This is a genomic window from Halomonas sp. WWR20 (genome assembly GCF_054602495.1).
The window spans coordinates 553,300-571,163 of record NZ_JBTRHR010000001.1 but is presented as its reverse complement, the minus strand read 5'-3'; the positions used below and the strand labels follow the sequence as shown (position 1 = coordinate 571,163).

The 17,864-nt window shown below is 61.3% G+C and carries 13 protein-coding genes; 10 read left to right on the top strand and 3 right to left on the bottom strand.

Annotated features, from left to right (window positions below):
• The first annotated feature begins 12 nt into the window (after positions 1 to 12).
• The 10 genes from tsaE (at position 13) to ACW4DH_RS02620 (ending at position 11,745) form a co-directional block, all read left to right on the top strand.
• Entirely contained in the window at positions 13 to 501 is a 489-nt protein-coding gene (tsaE, locus tag ACW4DH_RS02665) for a tRNA (adenosine(37)-N6)-threonylcarbamoyltransferase complex ATPase subunit type 1 TsaE (protein WP_459634795.1), read from the top strand.
• Positions 501 to 1,994, top strand: a complete 1,494-nt coding sequence (locus ACW4DH_RS02660; RefSeq protein ID WP_459634933.1) for an N-acetylmuramoyl-L-alanine amidase — start codon at positions 501 to 503, stop codon at positions 1,992 to 1,994. The genes tsaE and ACW4DH_RS02660 overlap by 1 nt, the downstream gene beginning before the upstream one ends.
• Positions 1,991 to 4,111, top strand: a complete 2,121-nt coding sequence (mutL, locus tag ACW4DH_RS02655; protein ID WP_459634794.1) for a DNA mismatch repair endonuclease MutL — start codon at positions 1,991 to 1,993, stop codon at positions 4,109 to 4,111. The genes ACW4DH_RS02660 and mutL overlap by 4 nt, the downstream gene beginning before the upstream one ends.
• A gap of 2 nt (positions 4,112 to 4,113) precedes the next feature.
• The gene (miaA, locus tag ACW4DH_RS02650) at positions 4,114 to 5,049 is read left to right on the top strand and encodes a tRNA (adenosine(37)-N6)-dimethylallyltransferase MiaA (RefSeq protein WP_459634793.1); all 936 of its coding nucleotides are present in this window, start codon (positions 4,114 to 4,116) and stop codon (positions 5,047 to 5,049) included.
• Between the two features lie 130 nt (positions 5,050 to 5,179).
• Positions 5,180 to 5,431 (top strand): RNA chaperone Hfq, encoded by a 252-nt coding sequence (hfq, locus tag ACW4DH_RS02645; RefSeq protein WP_459634792.1) that lies wholly within the window; start codon positions 5,180 to 5,182, stop codon positions 5,429 to 5,431.
• A gap of 14 nt (positions 5,432 to 5,445) precedes the next feature.
• Positions 5,446 to 6,765 carry a ribosome rescue GTPase HflX gene (hflX, locus tag ACW4DH_RS02640; protein WP_459634791.1) on the top strand — a complete coding sequence of 440 codons (1,320 nt, stop codon included), beginning with the start codon at positions 5,446 to 5,448 and terminating at the stop codon, positions 6,763 to 6,765.
• Positions 6,766 to 6,828: 63 nt separating this feature from the next.
• Complete coding sequence (gene hflK / locus ACW4DH_RS02635) at positions 6,829 to 8,046, top strand: FtsH protease activity modulator HflK (RefSeq protein ID WP_459634790.1); 1,218 nt, start codon at positions 6,829 to 6,831, stop codon at positions 8,044 to 8,046.
• Positions 8,046 to 8,939 carry a protease modulator HflC gene (gene hflC / locus ACW4DH_RS02630; protein ID WP_459634789.1) on the top strand — a complete coding sequence of 298 codons (894 nt, stop codon included), beginning with the start codon at positions 8,046 to 8,048 and terminating at the stop codon, positions 8,937 to 8,939. The genes hflK and hflC overlap by 1 nt, the downstream gene beginning before the upstream one ends.
• A 246-nt stretch (positions 8,940 to 9,185) precedes the next feature.
• The gene (locus ACW4DH_RS02625) at positions 9,186 to 10,367 is read left to right on the top strand and encodes an ATP phosphoribosyltransferase regulatory subunit (protein WP_459634788.1); all 1,182 of its coding nucleotides are present in this window, start codon (positions 9,186 to 9,188) and stop codon (positions 10,365 to 10,367) included.
• A 79-nt stretch (positions 10,368 to 10,446) separates the two neighbouring features.
• Entirely contained in the window at positions 10,447 to 11,745 is a 1,299-nt protein-coding gene (locus ACW4DH_RS02620; protein ID WP_459634787.1) for an adenylosuccinate synthase, read from the top strand.
• A 109-nt stretch (positions 11,746 to 11,854) separates the two neighbouring features.
• On the opposite strand, the gene ACW4DH_RS02615 is transcribed toward ACW4DH_RS02620, so the two are convergent.
• The 3 genes from ACW4DH_RS02615 to ACW4DH_RS02605 form a co-directional block, all read right to left on the bottom strand.
• Positions 11,855 to 14,512, bottom strand: coding sequence for a tetratricopeptide repeat protein (locus tag ACW4DH_RS02615; RefSeq protein WP_459634786.1), 2,658 nt, complete (start codon positions 14,510 to 14,512; stop codon positions 11,855 to 11,857).
• Positions 14,513 to 14,635: 123 nt separating this feature from the next.
• Positions 14,636 to 16,519 (bottom strand): tetratricopeptide repeat protein, encoded by a 1,884-nt coding sequence (locus ACW4DH_RS02610; protein WP_459634785.1) that lies wholly within the window; start codon positions 16,517 to 16,519, stop codon positions 14,636 to 14,638.
• Between the two features lie 44 nt (positions 16,520 to 16,563).
• Entirely contained in the window at positions 16,564 to 17,808 is a 1,245-nt protein-coding gene (locus tag ACW4DH_RS02605) for an alginate lyase family protein (protein WP_459634784.1), read from the bottom strand.
• Between the last annotated feature and the right edge of the window lie 56 nt (positions 17,809 to 17,864).

Here is a 17,864-nt window from a genome sequence, read left to right as displayed (position 1 = left end):
CAAAGATACCGTATGCGCATCACATTGCCTGACGAAACAGCCCAGGTCGCTTTTGGCGAGGCCCTGGGCAATGCTCTGGGGGGCCGCGGCCGTGTGTACCTGGAAGGCGAGCTGGGGGCCGGCAAGACCACGTTGACGCGTGGTGTTCTGCGCGCCTATGGCCATCGGGGCGCGGTCAAGAGTCCCACCTATACCCTGGTGGAGCCCTACGAGCTTGACGGGAAGCATGTCCAGCATTTCGATCTCTATCGCCTGGGCGACCCCGAGGAACTGGAATTCATGGGCGCTCGCGACATGCTCGGCGATGACAGTCTGAGCCTGATCGAGTGGCCCAGCCGTGGTGCCGGCTGGCTGCCGACGCCGGATCTGACGGTGCGTCTGGTGGTGGTCGGCACTGGGCGTGAGGCGTGGCTCGAGGCGGGGAGCGAGTATGGTGCAGCGTTGATCGCGCAGCTGGAACAGCACGCTGACGCGCGTAATATCGGCGACAAGGAAACATGATGCTGAACAATTGCCGATGGCCACGCTGGCGGGCATGCTTGCCGCAATGGAGGCGAGCGAGGCTTTTTTTGACCCTGCTGGGGCTTGTAGTGCTGCTGTTCGCCGCAACGGCGCAGGCCAACGATGTCAATAACGTTCGCTTGTGGGCGGCTCCGGATCATTCGCGTCTGGTCTTCGACCTGTCCGAACCGGCCAAGGCGAATATCTTTGCCCTGGACAACCCCCGGCGGCTGGTCATCGATCTCGACGACAGTCATCTGCAGATCGACCCGGCTCAGATCGATTTACAGGACAGCGCCATCGAGGCGATACGTACCGGCGTGCGCAACGGGAGCGGACTGCGTGTCGTGCTGGACCTCAAGCGCAAGGTCGTACCGCGACATTTCACGCTGGCCCCCAACGCGCAGTATGGCCATCGCTTGGTCGTGGATCTGGAATATCCCGGTGAAAGCGCTATCGAGAACCCCATCGATCCCATCGAGGCCAAGATTCGCGAGCAGGAAATCGCCGCTGGGCGGGCTCTGGCCCAGTCCCAGGTTTCCGGCGTGGCGCCCACCGAGCCCAGCGTGAATGCCAAGACCCAGGCCCAGCCGCATCCCAAGCGCGATATCATCATCGCCGTCGATGCCGGGCATGGCGGGGAGGATCCCGGGGCGATCGGCCCCAGCGGCACACGTGAGAAGGATGTCGTGCTGGATATCGCGCGCAAGCTCAAGACGTTGTTCGATCAGACGCCGGGATTCAAGGCGTTTCTGACCCGCGACGGTGACTACTACGTCGGGTTGCGCCAACGTACGCTGCTGGCACGCGAGCAGAAGGCCGACTTCTTCGTTTCGATCCACGCCGACGCCGTCAAGAGCCGTCAACCCAGCGGCAGCTCGGTTTACGCGCTGTCCCAGCGTGGCGCCACTTCGGAGACGGCCAAGTGGCTGGCGGCGACCGAAAACCGCTCGGACCTGATCGGAGGGGTCGAGGGTAACCTGAGCCTGACCGACAAGGACGAGGTGCTGCGCGGGGTATTGCTGGATCTGACCATGACGGCAACCATGAACGATTCGCTGGCGGTCGGCTCCCAGGTGCTCGATCAATTGGGGCGGATCAACCGCCTGCACCGTTCGCGGGTGGAGCAGGCCGGCTTCGTGGTGCTCAAGTCGCCGGATATCCCCTCGGTGCTGGTCGAAACGGGGTTCATTTCCAACCCCGGCGAAGAGCGCAAGCTGCGCTCCGCAAAGCATCAGATACAGCTGGCACAGGCCATTCTGGGAGGCATTCGCGCCCACTTTCAGCAGCACCCGCCGCCCAGCAGCCTGCTGGCCTGGCAGCGTGATCAGGGGCGGGGAGGCGGTGCCAACGAATATCGCGTTCAGCCGGGCGACACGCTCTCCGAAGTGGCCGCGCGCCATCAGGTATCGTTGCAGGCGTTGAAGCAGAGCAATGAACTCAAGAGCGACGTGGTACGGGTGGGGCAGGTATTGAGAATTCCGCAGACATGACAAATTCCCCGAGCAGCACAGACGACCGTATACCTCAGGCCCGGCGCATTCAGATACTGAATCCGCGCCTGGCCAACCAGATCGCCGCGGGTGAGGTCGTCGAGCGCCCCGCTTCGGTGGTCAAGGAGTTGGTCGAGAATGCCATCGATGCGCGTAGCCAGCGCATCGAGATCGAGCTCGAGTCCGGAGGCGCGCGTCTGATACGGGTGCGTGACGACGGTTCGGGGATCGCCCAGGAGGATCTGCCGCTGGCGCTGTCACGTCATGCCACGAGCAAGATCCTCTCGCTGGAGGAATTGGAGGAAGTCGCCAGCTTGGGGTTTCGTGGCGAGGCCTTGGCCTCGATCAGCTCGGTCTCCCGGTTGGAACTGGTGTCTAACGCCGAAGCAGACCCTCAAGGCGGTTGGCGCGTGGTCGCCGAGGGTCGGCAAATGGAACCGCGCGTCTCGCCCGCGCCGCATCCTCGTGGCACGTCGGTGCTGGTGCGCGACTTGTTTTTCAATACCCCGGCGCGGCGCAAGTTCATGCGCACCGAGAAGACCGAGTTCGGGCATGTGGAGGAGGCGTTCCGGCGCCTGGCACTGTCGCGCTACGATATCGCTTGGGTACTGCGTCACAATCAAAAAACCGTGCACCAGCTGCGTGCCGGCGACGACCAGCACGCCATGGAGCGCCGCGTGGCGGCACTGCTCGGCAGCAAGTTCCTCGACAATGCCCTGCATCTGGATCTCGAGGCTTCGGGTCTACGCCTGTGGGGCTGGGTCGGGTTGCCTACGCATTCGCGCGCCCAGGCCGACCAGCAGTACTTTTTCGTCAACGGACGCGTCGTGCGCGATCGGCTGGTGGCGCATGCGGTGCGCCAGGCATATCGCGACGTCATGTTTCATGGGCGGCATCCGGTGTTCGTGCTGTACCTCGAACTCGACACACGGGTGGTCGATGTCAATGTGCACCCGACCAAGCATGAGGTGCGCTTTCGCGACGGGCGTCTGGTACACGATTTTCTGTTTTCCAGCTTGCATCGCGCATTGGCCGAAGTGCGGCCCAACGCACCACGACCGGACTCGCCTGAGGCGCTCGAGGCCGGGGGGCAGCAGGGTGCTGCAAGGGCGCCAGAAGCGCCGGGGGCTTCGACGACCACCGGAGTGCCGGCCACCGGAGTGTCAGACGACCGGGCGTCACCCGAGCCGCGTTGGCAACAGCAGCCTATGGCGCTGTATTCCCGCGATAACGAGCATCGTGCCTCTCGTCCAGGCGCCGAGCGCGTCAGAGAGTTCATGGCGAGCTACCACGCGCTGCATCCGGAACATGAGGCGCATCTGTTGACGCCGCAGGTCGCGCCTCGCGAGATACGCGAGACCGATACGGCGGTGTTGGGTGAGGCAGCGCATGCATCATCGCCACCGTCACGGCCCGAGTCGGAGACGGCGCGCTCCCTAGCCGAGCCCGATGCCTCTTCTTTCCCCGAGCCCGATGCCTCCTCTTTCCCCGAGCCCGATGCCTCCTCTTTCTCCGAGCCCGATGCCGCTCAGGCGCCTCCGCTGGGCTATGCCATTGCCCAGTTGCATGGGGTGTATATCCTGGCGCAGACGGCGCGCGGATTGGTGGTGGTCGATATGCATGCGGCGCATGAGCGGATTACCTATGAGCGCATGAAGACTCAGGTCCACGGCGGGGCGCTGCAGGCTCAGCCGTTGCTGGTCCCGGTGTCCCTGGCCGTGAGTGCCGGTGAAGTGGAAACGGCGGAGCGCGAGCGCGACGCCTTCGTGCGCCTCGGCGTCGAGCTCGATGTGGCGGGGCCGGAAACGCTGCTGGTTCGCCAGGTTCCCGTGCTGCTGGCACAGGCGGACGTCGAGGCACTGGTGCGCGACATGCTCAGCGATCTGGAACGCTTCGGACGCTCCGACCGAGTCGAAGTGCATATCAATGAGCTCTTGGCGAGCATGGCGTGTCATGGCAGCGTGCGCGCCAACCGCAAGTTGACGCTTCCGGAGATGAATGCCTTGTTGCGGGATATGGAACGCACCGAGCGCAGCGGCCAATGCAATCACGGCCGGCCGACCTGGACCGAAATGTCGATGAGCCAACTCGACAAGCTGTTTCTGCGCGGACAATGAGGATGGACACCCGACCGCTGGCCATTCTGCTGATGGGGCCGACGGCCTCCGGCAAGACCGATCTGGCCATGGCGTTGCACGAGCGACTGGGCTGCGAACTGATCAGTGTCGATTCGGCGATGGTCTATCGGGGCATGGATATCGGCTCCGCCAAGCCGAGTGTCGCCGAGCGGGAACGTGCGCCGCATCGCCTGATCGATATCCGTGATCCCGAACATGCCTATTGTGCCGCGGAGTTCCGTCTGGATGCCTGGCGCGAAATGCAGGATATCGGCGCCAAGGGCCGCATTCCGCTGCTCGTGGGTGGTACCATGATGTACTACAAGCGCTTGCTGGAGGGGGTGGCCAATCTGCCCGGCGCCGATGCCGTGGTGCGGGCCGAGCTGGCTGACTGGGCGGCACGCGACGGCCTGCAGGCGTTACATGCCGAGTTATCGCGGGTCGATCCCGCGGCGGCGACACGTATTCACCCCAACGATCCGCAGCGGCTGATGCGTGCACTGGAGGTGTATCGTGTCAGCGGCCGGCCCATGAGTGTGCTGTGGCAGGAGCAGCGAGCGGAAAACTTTCCGTGGAGAACGCTGTCCATAGCACTCGTACCAGCCGAACGGAGTGTATTGCACGCGCGTATTGCGGCTCGCTTCGATTGTATGCTGGAGCAGGGGTTCGTTGAGGAAGTGGCGGAGCTGAAGCGTCGCCCGGAGCTACATCTGGGGCTCCCTTCGATGAAGAGTGTAGGCTATCGTCAGGTGTGGGAGTATCTTGATGGCATTCATGATTACCCGAGCCTGCGCGACAAGGGGATAGTGGCGACCCGACAGTTGGCCAAACGCCAGATTACCTGGTTGCGGAGCTGGAAAGACGTGCATTGGGTCGACTCGCTGGGGGCGGATCCTGTCGGTGATGTCCTGAAAATCGTGCGCGAAAGCGGTACTTAGCGTAAGATGCCCGGTCACGTAAAATGTCGAGGGCTTGGCCCGGCGTAGCGATGAGACTGCCGGAATCCCCGGAGACGGCAGACGACTTAAAAACGAACCATAAACTAGAGACAGAGTTAGGGAGAGCAAAATGTCCAAAGGGCAGTCCCTTCAAGATCCATACCTGAATATTCTGCGCAAGGAGCGCATTCCGGTATCCATCTTCCTGGTCAACGGTATTAAACTGCAGGGTCAGATAGAATCCTTCGATCAGTTCGTGATTCTGCTGCGCAATACCGTGAGCCAGATGGTTTACAAGCATGCGATCTCGACGGTTGTGCCGTCGCGTAACGTGCGACTGCCGGTTCAAGACCCCAATGCACCGGCGGATCAAGAAATTTGATCGTGAGGCACTGATTGTTTTTCGAACGTCCCGATGCCGGTGAAACGGCAGTTCTCGTCCATGTGGATTTTCATGACGAGCAGGAGCGCGAAGATTCGGGTGAATTCCTGGAGCTGGTGCGTTCCGCGGGGGCCGAGCCGGCAACCCTGTTGCAGGGAAGCCGGCATCGGCCCGACCCCAGAACCTTTATTGGCAGCGGCAAGCTGGAGGAGCTGCGCGAATTGCGCGAGCTGCACCAGGCCGAACTGGTCATTTTCAATCATTCCCTTTCCCCCTCCCAGGAACGTAACCTCGAGCGCTCGCTAAAGTGCCGGGTTCTCGACCGCACCGGGCTGATCCTGGATATCTTTGCCCAGCGGGCCAGGACGCACGAGGGTAAGCTGCAGGTCGAGCTGGCGCAGCTGGAATACATGTCTACACGTCTGGTACGCGGCTGGACGCACCTCGAACGTCAGAAAGGCGGTATCGGGCTGCGCGGACCGGGCGAAACCCAGCTCGAGACCGACCGGCGCCTGCTGCGGGCAAGGATCAAGTCGATTCACAAGCGCCTCGACAAGGTCCGCAAGCAACGCGACCAGAACCGCCGTGCCCGTGAACGGGCCGAAATTCCCAGTGTTTCGCTGGTCGGCTACACCAACGCCGGCAAGTCGACGCTGTTCAATGCCGTGACCAGCGCCGAGGTCTATGCCGCGGATCAGCTGTTCGCTACTCTAGATCCGACCTTGCGCCGTCTCGAGGTGCCGGATGTAGGGCCGGTGGTCATGGCCGATACGGTCGGCTTCATTCGTCACTTGCCGCACAAGCTGGTCGAGGCGTTTCAGGCCACGTTGCAGGAAGCTGCCGAAGCATCGCTGCTGGTGCATGTCATCGATGCCGCCGATCCCGATCGGGACATCAACGTGGCTCAGGTCGATCAGGTGCTCAAGGAGATCGGTGCCGACGAGGTTCCACGCCTTCTGGTCATGAACAAGATCGACCTGCTCGACATGGCGCCTCGTATCGAACATGGCAGCGATGGCTTGCCCCGGGTCGTGTGGCTCTCGGCTCAGGAGGGCCGGGGGCTGGCGTTGCTGGGGCAGGCACTCAGCGAGCTGCTGGCGGACGATGTGCTGGAAACACGACTCACGCTAGCGCCTGAACAGGGGCGCTTGCGTGCCGGGCTGCATGATTTGAATGCCGTCCGTGAAGAACAGTTTGACGAGCGGGGCCAAATATTGCTGGATATCCGTCTGCCGAAGCGAGACTTTCTCCAGCTGTTGGCTCGACTCGGAGAAAATGCGCTCGATTATTTACCGCTCAAGGATGATGACGTACCGGAGTGGGAACGCACCTGACGGAGCGCTCTGGACGTGGCGGTGACTCTTAGCATCGCAATCAACGCATAGTGGAGACAACGTATGGCTTGGAATGAGCCTGGTGGTGGTGGTGGGAACAAGCAGGACCCCTGGAGTGGTGGGGGGCGTCGCCCGGGAGGCGGCGGCAACGGCGGCAACAATCAAGGGCCGCCGGATCTCGACGAAGCGTTGAAGAAGTTCCAGGACAAGCTCAATCGCATGCTCGGGGGCCGCGGCAAGCGTGGCGGTGGCGGCAGCAGTGGCGGCGGTGACAATGGCCGTCGCAACACCTTTGCCTTGCCGGGGTTATTGGCCGTGGTGGCGCTCGCCATCTGGGCCGCATCGGGGTTCTATCTCGTCGATCAGGCCGAGCGGGGCGTCGTGCTGCGCTTCGGCAAGTATCTCGATACGGTGGGACCAGGGCTGCACTGGAATCCGCCGTTGATCGATGACGTTCGCGAGGTCAACGTGACGCAGGTGCGCTCGTTGGCATTGAACAAGTCGATGCTGACCCAGGATGAAAACATCGTCGAAGTGGAAATGTCCGTGCAGTATCAGGTCGCCGAGCCGCGCGACTATCTGCTCAACGTTCGCACGCCCGAGACCAGCCTGGAAAACGCTGCCGACTCGGCGTTGCGCCACGTAGTGGGCAGCACCGATATGAACGCTATCCTGACCTCGGGACGTGAACTGCTGGCCGATACCGTCTCCAGCCGTTTGCAGACCTATCTCAATAGCTACGGGCTGGGCATGGAGATTCAGGCGGTCAACGTCGAGTCGACATCCGCTCCCGACCCGGTGCAGGATGCCTTTGACGACGTGATCAAGGCGCGCGAGGATCGCCAGCGGACCATCAACGATGCCGTAGGCTATGCCAATGCGATCATCCCGCAGGCCCAGGGGCACGCTCAGCGCTTGATCGAGCAGGCCGAGGGGTATCGCGAGGCGGTGGTTGCCGAAGCGCAGGGGGAAACCAACCGTTTCAACTCGCTGCTGACAGAATATCGCACCGCGCCGCAGATCATGCGTGATCGTTTATACATCGACACCATAAGTGACGTGATGAGCAATACCAGTAAGGTGCTGATTGATGTCGACCAAAGTAGCCCGTTGATGGTACTGCCTCTCGACCAGCTGACCGGTGCGGCCAGCCAGGCGCGTGGGAAAAATGCCAATGACAGCACCGATGCTAGCGGGACGCAGAACGATGCGGCCCAGCCTGGCGTGATCCAGCGGCTAGGCAATCAGCGTAACGACACGATCCAGCGGGAGGGCCGTTAATGATTAACAACAAAGCCCTGCTTATCATTGCCGGTGTGGCCGTTGTCGCCTGGGTGGGTAGCAGCAGTTTGTATATCGTCGACGAGACGGAGCGGGCCATCAAGCTGCGCTTTGGCGAAGTCGTGGAAGGTAACATCAAGCCTGGTCTGCATGCGAAGCTGCCGGTCTACAACACCATCCGCATGTTCGACAGCCGTGTGCTGACCCTGGATGCCAATGCCAGCCGCTATCTGACCCGCGAGAAGAAGGCGGTGATCGTCGATTCTTTCGTGAAGTGGAAGATTGTCGATCCGGTACGGTACTACGAGGCGACATCGGGTAGCGAACAGGTCGCCGAACGGTTGATCGAACCGCGCGTTGACGAAAGTCTGCGTAACCAGTTCGGTCGTTACGAACTCTCCGAGATCATTTCCGAGAAACGTGACGACCTGATGCAGGGGCCGACCCAGGCGCTGAACGAGCTGCTGCGCGAGGAGCTGGGGATCGCCATCCTGGATATCCGTATCAAGCGGATCGATCTGCCCGAAGAGGTGTCGCAGGCGGTGTATGCGCGCATGCAGACCGAGCGTCATCGCGAAGCGCGCGAATACCGGGCACAAGGGGAGGAGGAGGCCGAGAAGATTCGGGCCAATGCCGACCGTCGTCGCCAGGTATTGATCGCCGAAGCGCAATCCAAGGCGCAGACGCTACGCGGTGAAGGCGATGCCCAGGCGGCATCCATCTATGCCGATGCCTATCAGCAGGATGCCGAGTTCTTCCGCTTCTATCGCAGCCTCAGCGCTTACCGTGAGAGCTTCGACAGCAAGGATGACGTGCTGGTGCTGGAGCCGAGCAGCGACTTCTTCCGCTACTTGAAAAGCCCCATGCCCGGCAATACGAGCGAAGGCAACTAAGCCGGCGTGTTGACCTCCGGGTGCCCCGTGCGGGGTACACTCGGAGGCCAAACGTGATAGACTTTCAATACCGGGCGTGGCCCGGTTTTTTTGTGCCGCGCAGACCGCCGCCGAAGGATATGCAGCATGTCCGAGGCAGATGCGGCCTTGCCGGTTTCGCGTGTTTCCGGACTGGCTCCGGTATCCCGCATTGCTTTCTTTTGACAGGCTTTTTGACAGGCCATCCATTTCTGGCAGGACAGGCAAATGACCATCGCTGACCGCTGGCTGCTTCCCGACGGCATGGACGAGGTGCTTCCGCCGCAGGCGACCCGCATGGAGGAGCTGCGCCGGGCGCTGCTCGATCTCTACCACTGCTGGGGCTATGACCTCGTCATGCCGCCGCCGGTAGAGTTTCTCGAATCGCTGCTGACCGGAACCGGGACCGATTTGGACTTGCAAACGTTCAAGCTGACCGATCAACTGACTGGTCGCATGATGGGGGCCAGTGCCGATGTGACGCCGCAAGTGGCGCGCATGGATGCACACTCTCTTCGGCGTCAGGGGCCAGTGAGACTGTGCTATTGCGCCAACGTGTTGCGCGCCAAGGCGGACAAGCATCAGGGCGGGCGTAGCCCGGTGCAGGTGGGGGTCGAGCTGTTCGGGCATGCCGGCCTGGAAGCCGATCTCGAAATCTTGCGTCTGGCGCTGTCGAGTCTGTCCGCCGCCGGGGCGCAGGAAGTGCATCTGGCTCTTAGTCATATCGGTATCTACCGGGCCTTGATCGAGTCCGCGGCCATCGATGCCGAACGTGAACGTGCGCTGTTCGAAGCCATTGAGCGCAAGGCCTATACCGAGGTCGAGCGGCGGGTGAGCGAGGCGGTGAGCGATCCGGCACTGGCGAGCATGCTTGCTGAATTGCCGAGACTGCACGGCGGGCTCGAAGTCCTGGCGCAAGCACGCGACGTCTTTGCCGGAGCGCCTGCCGCGGTGGCCACAGCGCTGGATCAACTCGATACCCTATATCAGGGGGTGGCTGACGAACATCCCGGGGTGGCCATGTATTTCGATCTGGCCGAGATGCGCGGTTACCAGTACCACACCGGCATGGTCTTTGCCGCTTACGTGCCGGGATACGGGCAGGCGCTGGCCAAGGGCGGGCGCTATGATGATACGGGCCGCGCCTTCGGTCGGGCGCGGCCAGCCACCGGATTCTCCATGGATCTCAAGCTGCTGGCATCGCTGGCCGAGCGTGAGCCGCCTCATGAAGGGATCTGGGCTCCGGCTGTCGATGCCGTCGAGCTGCGTGCCACCATCACACGGTTACGCAGCGCGGGAGAGCGGGTCGTCCAGAGTTTGCCGGGACAGCAGGCCGGACCCGAGGCGCACCGCTGCAGTCGCCGCCTGGTGCAGGTGGGCACGGACTGGCAGGTTTCACCTCTGGAATGAGTCGGAGCCGGTAGCGCCGGAGAGGTGACTGCCGATTCCTGAGTCTTCGTTTGACGGTTTAGTTCAAGAGACGAGAGCAATGGGCAAGAACGTAGTCGTACTCGGCACCCAATGGGGCGATGAGGGCAAGGGCAAGGTCGTTGACCTGCTGACAGAGTCGGCCTCGGCGGTCGTGCGCTTCCAGGGCGGACACAACGCAGGCCATACGCTGGTAATCGACGGTGAAAAGACCGTTCTGCACCTGATTCCTTCCGGTGTCTTGCGCAATGACAAGATCTGCGTCATCGGCAATGGCGTGGTGCTGTCTCCCGAGGCGTTGATCAAGGAGATCCGCGAGCTCGAGGAAAAGGACGTACCGGTGCGGGAGCGGCTACGTCTGTCGCCGGCCTGTCCACTGATCCTGTCCTATCATGTTCGCCTGGACCAGGCGCGTGAAAAGGCGCGTGGCGTGGCCAAGATCGGTACCACCGGGCGCGGCATCGGACCGGCTTATGAGGACAAGGTGGCGCGGCGCGGTTTGCGCTTGGGGGACATGCTGCATCGTGAGCGTTTCGCTTCCAAACTGGGCGAGGTGCTGGATTACCATAATTTCGTACTGCAGCACTATCATGGCGAGGCGCCGGTCGATTTCCAGCAGGTGCTGGACGAGGCCATGGAAATGGCCGAAGAGCTGCGTCCGATGGTATGCGATACCGTGAGCCTGGTGCATAACCTGCGCAAAGAGAACAAGAACATTCTCTTTGAAGGAGCCCAGGGGTCGCTGCTCGATATCGACCATGGCACCTATCCCTACGTCACCAGCTCCAACACGACGGCGGGGGGCACTGCCACGGGGTCCGGCGTTGGGCCGCTGTATCTCGATTATGTGCTGGGGATCACCAAGGCCTATACCACCCGGGTGGGTTCCGGTCCGTTCCCGACCGAGCTGTTCGATGAGTTTGGTCGTCATCTGGCCGAAAAAGGCCATGAATTCGGGGCTACCACGGGGCGTGCCCGGCGCTGTGGCTGGTTCGATGCCGTGGCGCTGCGCCATGCCGTGCAGATCAATTCAGTCTCGGGGATCTGCTTGACCAAGCTGGATGTGCTCGACGGATTGGAGAATATCCGCGTATGTGTCGGCTATCGCAGCAAGGATGGTGACATGCTCGATACGCCGGTCGATTCCGAGGGCTACGAAGCCATCGAGCCTGTGTATGAAGATTTGCCGGGCTGGAGCGAGTCGACTCTGGGCATCAAGCGTGTCGAGGAGCTGCCCAGAAATGCGCGCTCCTATATCAGCTATCTCGAGCAGCAAGTCGGCACACCCATCGATATCATTTCCACTGGCCCGGACCGTAACGAGACCATCGTGTTGCGCAATCCCTTTGCCGAAGAATAACCGAGCAGAACCGAGTGACCGGGTTATCCGTTAGAGACAAAAAAGCCGGCGATCTATTCGCCGGCTTTTTGCAGCACGCTCCTTGAGCGAGTACTGGCAGTAACATTGGTCAGATGCGGTTGGCCTGCTCGGTGGCGGCAGCGATGGCTTTATCGTTGGTGAGCAGTTCGCGCATGATCTCCAGTGCCGTCTGGCTGTTGCCGTCGATCACCTTGTCCAGCCAGAGCAGCGCCTGTTCCTGGCTGGCATTTTCCAGGCCATTGGCCCAGAGATAGGCTTTGGCCAGGGCCAGACGTGCCGTCGGATGTCCACTCTGAGCGGCCTGGAAAAGGTATTCCGCGCCACGGTCGCGATCCTGAGCAAGAATATCGCCGCGCAAGTACTCTCTGCCCAGTGTGGCCATGGACGCCACATGCCCCTGGTCGGCAGCCTGGGTCAGCATTTCGAGACCTTGATCGATATCCTGAACAACGCCGTAATCGCCATACAGATAGGCGCGGCCCAGGTAATATTGCGAGGTGAGATCGCCCGAGGCGATGGCCTGCTTGAGCAGCTTTACGCCTTGCTGGGTATCCTGGGCGACCCCTTCACCGGTCAAGTACGCATGACCCAGCACCATTCTGGCCGAGGCGTTGCCCGCTGACGCGGCACTGCGCAACAGGGAAAGCCCCCGCTCAGGATCGGCCGGTACACCTTCACCGGTCAGCAGTAGCTCGCCCAGGTCGGCGCGCGCGCCACTGTGTCCACGGGCAATCGCCCGCTCTAGGTAGTTGATGCCCTTGGCGGGATCGCGTGCGACGCCATCGCCGTCCAGGTACATACGCCCCAACGTGGCGATCGCGCCGGCATGACCGGTATCCGCCGCTCGCGTCAGCCACTGGCGCGCCTGACGTGGGTTGCGGGCCACGCCGGCGCCGTTCAGGTAGGCTCGACCCAGGTCAGCCATGGCGGGGGCATCGCCCATTTCGGCGGCCTGGCGCAGGGCATTGATATTGCCGCGTCTCCCCTGTTCACGGTAGGTGCGTGCCAAAGCTTCCTGAGCAGAGGGATGACCGGCTTGGCGAGCCTTGTTCAACCACTCCTCGGCCTTGGCGAAATCACGTGGTACCCCGGTCCCTTCACGGTAGGCACGGCCCAATACCACCATGGCGTAACCATCGCCCTGGTGGGCTGATTCTTCCAGCATGGCGATGGCTTGGTCTGGTCGTCCGTCGGTAAGTTTGCCGCTTAAGTAAGCATCGGCCAGCTTGGTGGCGGCGGTGATGTCTCCCTCGTCGGCGGCTTGACGCAACCAGCGTTCAGCCTCGCTTGGCTGAAACGGTAAAGTGTTGCCTTCCAGGTATCCTTCGCCCAGCTGGCGCGCGGCGGTTGTCTGTCCCTGGTTGGCGGCTTCGCGCAGCAGTGCTTCGGCACGTGCCGGGTCTGGTGCGACGCCGAGGCCAGACAGATAGGCTGCACCGAGTTGAGCGGTGGCGTAGGGATGTCCCGCTTCATGGCCCCGACGCAGATAGTCGATGGCACGGGATGGCTGAGCGGGAACGCCGTTACCCTCCATGTAGGCGTTGCCGAGTACGGCATAGGCCAGCGCATCGCCCTGTTCGGCACCGCGCTCCAGCAGTTCGATGCCCCGTTCGGGCTTATGCATGAGAACGTCACCGGCCAGGTAGGCGCGGCCGAGTGCGATGGCGGCATTGGTCGAGCCCTGATCGGCTGCAGCCTTCAACCAGCGTTCCGCCTGCGCAGGCTCCGCGGGTACGCCTTCCTGTCCCAGGTAGGCTTTACCCAGGTGCGTCATGGACTCTATGTCACCGGCTTCGGCCGCTTGCTGGAGCATGGACAGGCCGCGCTGTGGATCGCCGCTGGCCAGGAGCAGCTCTCCGGCTTCGCCCAATGCGTCGGGGTCTCCCGATTCGGCCGCCTGCATCAGCCATTTTCGCTGCAGCTCCGGTTGTGGCCCGAGCAGGCCATCGTCGGCATAGAGTCTGGCGAGATTGACCATGGCTTGGGTATCGCCGGCCTGGGCCGGTTTCTGCAGAGTCTCCGCATAGCGTTGCGCATACTGTTGGGCAAGCTTTGGATCCTCTTCAAGCCATCCGCCGGGTGCGTGGGCTTCGGCCAGTTCATATAGCCCTCGGGTACCGCCCAGTTCGGCGGCTTCCTGATAGAGTTCTGCGGCCCGTTGAGGATCGGCGGAAGCGCCTCGTCCGGCCACCAGCATCTCGGCCAGATCCAGCCGGGCACTGGCGGTATCGCCATTCTCGACGGCCTGGCGCATCAGGAAATAGGCCAGGGTATCGTTACGTTCGACGCCATCGCCGTCGCGGTAGAGGCGCGCCAAGCGTAACGAGGCATTATCGAGGATGGAAGAGGGCTGACGGATCGACTCACCATAGAGTTCCGCCGCCTTGGCGGGATTGCGTGCCACGCCGATGCCATCATCGTACATGCGCGCCAGCTCATAATAGCCGGGAGAGAAACCTTTGGCTTGCATGGCTTGCAGGATACCGATGGCTTCCTCGGTGTTGCCGGCTTCCAGCGCCTGATGGGCGAAATCGATATGGTTCCAGTCGAAGGAACTCATCTCCACCGGCGTTCCGCCATCGAACCAGTCGTAATATTGGGGGTCGAGACGCGCCTGCACTTCGTCCATTTGTGTGCCGCCGCCGGTGGCACATCCTCCCAGCCATGCCATGCCGGTGATCAGCAGCAGCGTGGAGACGGCGCTGGCGCGCGGTTGGCGAAGATTTGCGAGTATCGGGTCTTTCATGGTGTATTCCTTCCTTGGCCTACGACGATATGACTCATGATGGCTGTTCTTGCAGTCTATGAGAAGACCGTTGCGTTGCGTTGGCCTGCGTGTTTGATTGGCGATGGAGCCGTTAGACGTAAATCACAAGACCGTAATGGCCACTGCGTTATCCCCGGTCAGCAACTGCCGCATGGTTTCCAGTGCCATCTGACTATCGCCATCGATGACCTTGTCCAGCCACAGCAGTGCCTGCTGTTGATTGGCATTCTCCAGTCCGTTAGCCCATAGATAGGCCTTGGCCAACGCGAGACGCGCTGTAGGGTGGCCCTGTTGCGCGGCCTTGATCAGATATTCCACGCCCTGGCGGCGATTCACCTGAAGATGCTCTCCGGTCAGCAGCTCACGCCCTAGGGTGGCCTGGGCGCCGGCATGTCCACGTATCGCCGCACTGAGCAGCAATTGCCGGCCACGCTCGACGTCTTGGGGCAGGCCGTTTTCGCCGCGCAGCAGCGATTGCCCGAGCAGGGCGCGTGCCGACAGGCGGCCTGCCTGACTGGCACGCGAAAGCCATTCCTCGGCCTGGCGAGAATCCTGCGGCATGCCTTGGCCCGTCAGGTAGGCTTCTCCGAGCAACTGCGCGGCGTAAGCGTCGCCGTTCTTGGCCGATCGGGTGAGGTAATGCCGGGCCTGCTCGGGATCCTGTGGCACGCCGCTACCCTCAAGATAGGCCTGACCCAGCGTCAACTGGACGGAAGCGTTGCCGTCGGCTACCTGGCGTAGCAGGGCAATGCCTCGCTTGGGATTCGCCCTGACACCCTTGCCACCGAGCAGCGCTTCACCGAGGTCGGCTCGGGCACTTGTATGTCCCTGGGCAACGGCCTGCTCGAGGTAGCGGACCCCCTTGGCGGGATCGCGCCTGATACCCCGACCATGCAGGTACATACGGCCCAGGGCCGCAGCGGAGCTGGCCGAGCCTCGTTCAGCCGCCATGGCCAGCCAATGCTCGGCCTGTGCGGGATTCGGCGTCACACCATAGCGGCCCTGGTAGGCCCTGCCCAGGTGTGCCATCGCTTCGACATCACCGCTTTCGGCTGCACGCTGCAGCATGTTCAAGCCCTTGCTCGACTGCCCTTCACCGAGCAGCAGCTCACCGGCTTCTCCCAGGGCATCGGTATCCCCGGCCTGGGCCGCCTGAAGCCACCAATAGCGCTGTGTATCGGGTTGAGGGCGCAAGCCATCGTCGGCATAAAGCCGGGCAAGCTTGATCATGGCTCGGGTTTCACCGGCTTCAGCGCGAGGTTGCAGGGTGTCTACATAGCGCTGAACATAGGCATCTGCTGCATCCCGGTCCTCTTCTAGCCAGCCGCCTGGAGAATGGGCCTGGGCCAAGGCATAAAATCCGCGGGGATGCCCCGCCTCCGCGACGGCTTGATACAGCAGCCGAGCTTCCTGGAGATTGACGACGGTGCCTTCTCCAGAAACCAGCATGTCAGCCAAATCCAGCCGGGCACTGGCGGTATCGCCTTCTTCCACGGCCTGGCGCGTCAGCAGGTAGGCCAGCGTCTCGTTACGCTCGACGCCCAAGCCTTCTCGATAGAGCCGGGCCAGGCGCAGCGAGGCATTGTCGAGAATGGAGGAGGGACGACGAATGGCTTCGCCATACAATTGGGCAGCCATGGCCGGGTCACGACTGACACCGTTACCCTGTTCATACATTTGGCCCAATTCGTAGTACCCGGGAGCAAATCCCTTTTCCATCATTGATTGCAGGATTCCAACCGCTTCCGTTGGATTCCCGGCAGCAAGGGCCTGGTGGGCAAACTCGATATGGTTCCAGTCGAAAGAGCTCATCTCGACAGGCGTCCCACCGTCGAACCAGTCATAATATTGCGGATCGACTCGAGCCGTGACCTCCTCCATACGGTGACCGCCTTGGCTTGCGCAGCCGCTCAGCCAGAACGTCGCCATGATGATCCCCATCACGCGTACAGCGCGATAAGGGGTGTCAGCGCCTTCCTCAGACATAAGCGTGCTCTCCTTGCATCACTTTGCTGCGGTTTCTAGCCGCATCATTGCTCATCAGGCACGATGATATCGGCTTTGTTTCTCAACGTGTCGTTTACGACAGCCTGTTGTTGAGCGTCAGGATCCATGAAATAAAGCGTCACATAGCCCCCTGCACCGCGATTATCGATGGGACGATACTTTCTTATGAACTCCTCGAGTCGTGCATCATTGAAATGAGATAAATATATCTCTACCCATGAGAAATACTGTCCATCTTCAAGAAAACCACGGTACTGCTCATGAGGAGCATAATCCTTTAACGCGCTAGGGTCTTCGATGATGGTCATTGCGTAGTCAATAGCGTCATGGAGGGTATGGCCATTGATTTCCAGATTGAAAATATCGTAACCCTGGCGGGAAATGACCTGAAAATTGGTTACCAAATAGAGCAGGGCGTAATTCTGATAGTGGGTGGCCCGGCGCCCGCGAGATAACTCCAAGGGGATACCGCCTTCCTCCGTCATGTCGCTTAGAACGGAATAGGCCGCGCTGACGCCGAAGCGGAAAAGCTCATCGTCATTGGTCAGCACACCGATCATCGAAGCATAAAGGGCACGACGATAGAAGTGATTGTTACAACAGCTCGCCTCGCCGCCGACAATCTTCGAGTGTTTATGTGCCAGGCGATTCAGCCAATCGTTGATGCGAGCCTTTTCTTCATCCATCCCCTCCACCCGTGGGCGAACGATGGAATAGGCCATGGCAGCGGCGAACATCATCGATTCTGTCGCATACCACGCCTGACGATCGCTGGGATCGTGATAGAAATCCATCAAGGCATCGGATTGTGCCCAGTGATCCAGAAAGCGGATCAAACACTCGCCATAATAGGTATCACCCGTCGAAACGTACGAGCCGGCAAGACCACTGACATTCTCCTCGAACTGGAACAAAGGCTCCGATGCCAGCCTCCAGGCTTCGGGGCTGGGATAGAAGCCTGGAATGCGGATGCGCTTATCCAGTGGCGGGATCTCTAACAGTTGCCGGCAACTGGCCCCTATCTCCAACTGGTCCATTTGTCCCAGCAGCATCGAGTTTTGTGTCGTGGCCAGTGTGGCAAGGCGCGCATCGACATCAAAATAAGAAGCATTGGTGTCCGTGACGGTGTATTGAGAAAGATCCAACCGCTGGCGCTCTTCATAACTGAGCGCATAGGCCTGATCGGCGCCGCCAAATATACTGAATGCGAGCAGAATATATCTCCCACAACCTGCAATGTTACCTATAAAACCGAGTCTGGAACGCATAGCGAATGATCATCCTGTGATCGATAGATCGAAACGGTTGACTTAACCGCACGGCC

Coding starts and splice junctions, on each gene's coding strand:
- tsaE (WP_459634795.1), top strand. CDS start 13: ATGCGCATCACATTGCCTGACGAAACAGCCCAGGTCGCTTTTGGCGAG.
- ACW4DH_RS02610 (WP_459634785.1), bottom strand. CDS start 16,519: ATGTCTGAGGAAGGCGCTGACACCCCTTATCGCGCTGTACGCGTGATG.
- hflK (WP_459634790.1), top strand. CDS start 6,829: ATGGCTTGGAATGAGCCTGGTGGTGGTGGTGGGAACAAGCAGGACCCC.
- ACW4DH_RS02625 (WP_459634788.1), top strand. CDS start 9,186: ATGACCATCGCTGACCGCTGGCTGCTTCCCGACGGCATGGACGAGGTG.
- hfq (WP_459634792.1), top strand. CDS start 5,180: ATGTCCAAAGGGCAGTCCCTTCAAGATCCATACCTGAATATTCTGCGC.
- miaA (WP_459634793.1), top strand. CDS start 4,114: ATGGACACCCGACCGCTGGCCATTCTGCTGATGGGGCCGACGGCCTCC.
- ACW4DH_RS02615 (WP_459634786.1), bottom strand. CDS start 14,512: ATGAAAGACCCGATACTCGCAAATCTTCGCCAACCGCGCGCCAGCGCC.
- ACW4DH_RS02660 (WP_459634933.1), top strand. CDS start 501: ATGCTGAACAATTGCCGATGGCCACGCTGGCGGGCATGCTTGCCGCAA.
- ACW4DH_RS02620 (WP_459634787.1), top strand. CDS start 10,447: ATGGGCAAGAACGTAGTCGTACTCGGCACCCAATGGGGCGATGAGGGC.
- hflC (WP_459634789.1), top strand. CDS start 8,046: ATGATTAACAACAAAGCCCTGCTTATCATTGCCGGTGTGGCCGTTGTC.
- ACW4DH_RS02605 (WP_459634784.1), bottom strand. CDS start 17,808: ATGCGTTCCAGACTCGGTTTTATAGGTAACATTGCAGGTTGTGGGAGA.
- mutL (WP_459634794.1), top strand. CDS start 1,991: ATGACAAATTCCCCGAGCAGCACAGACGACCGTATACCTCAGGCCCGG.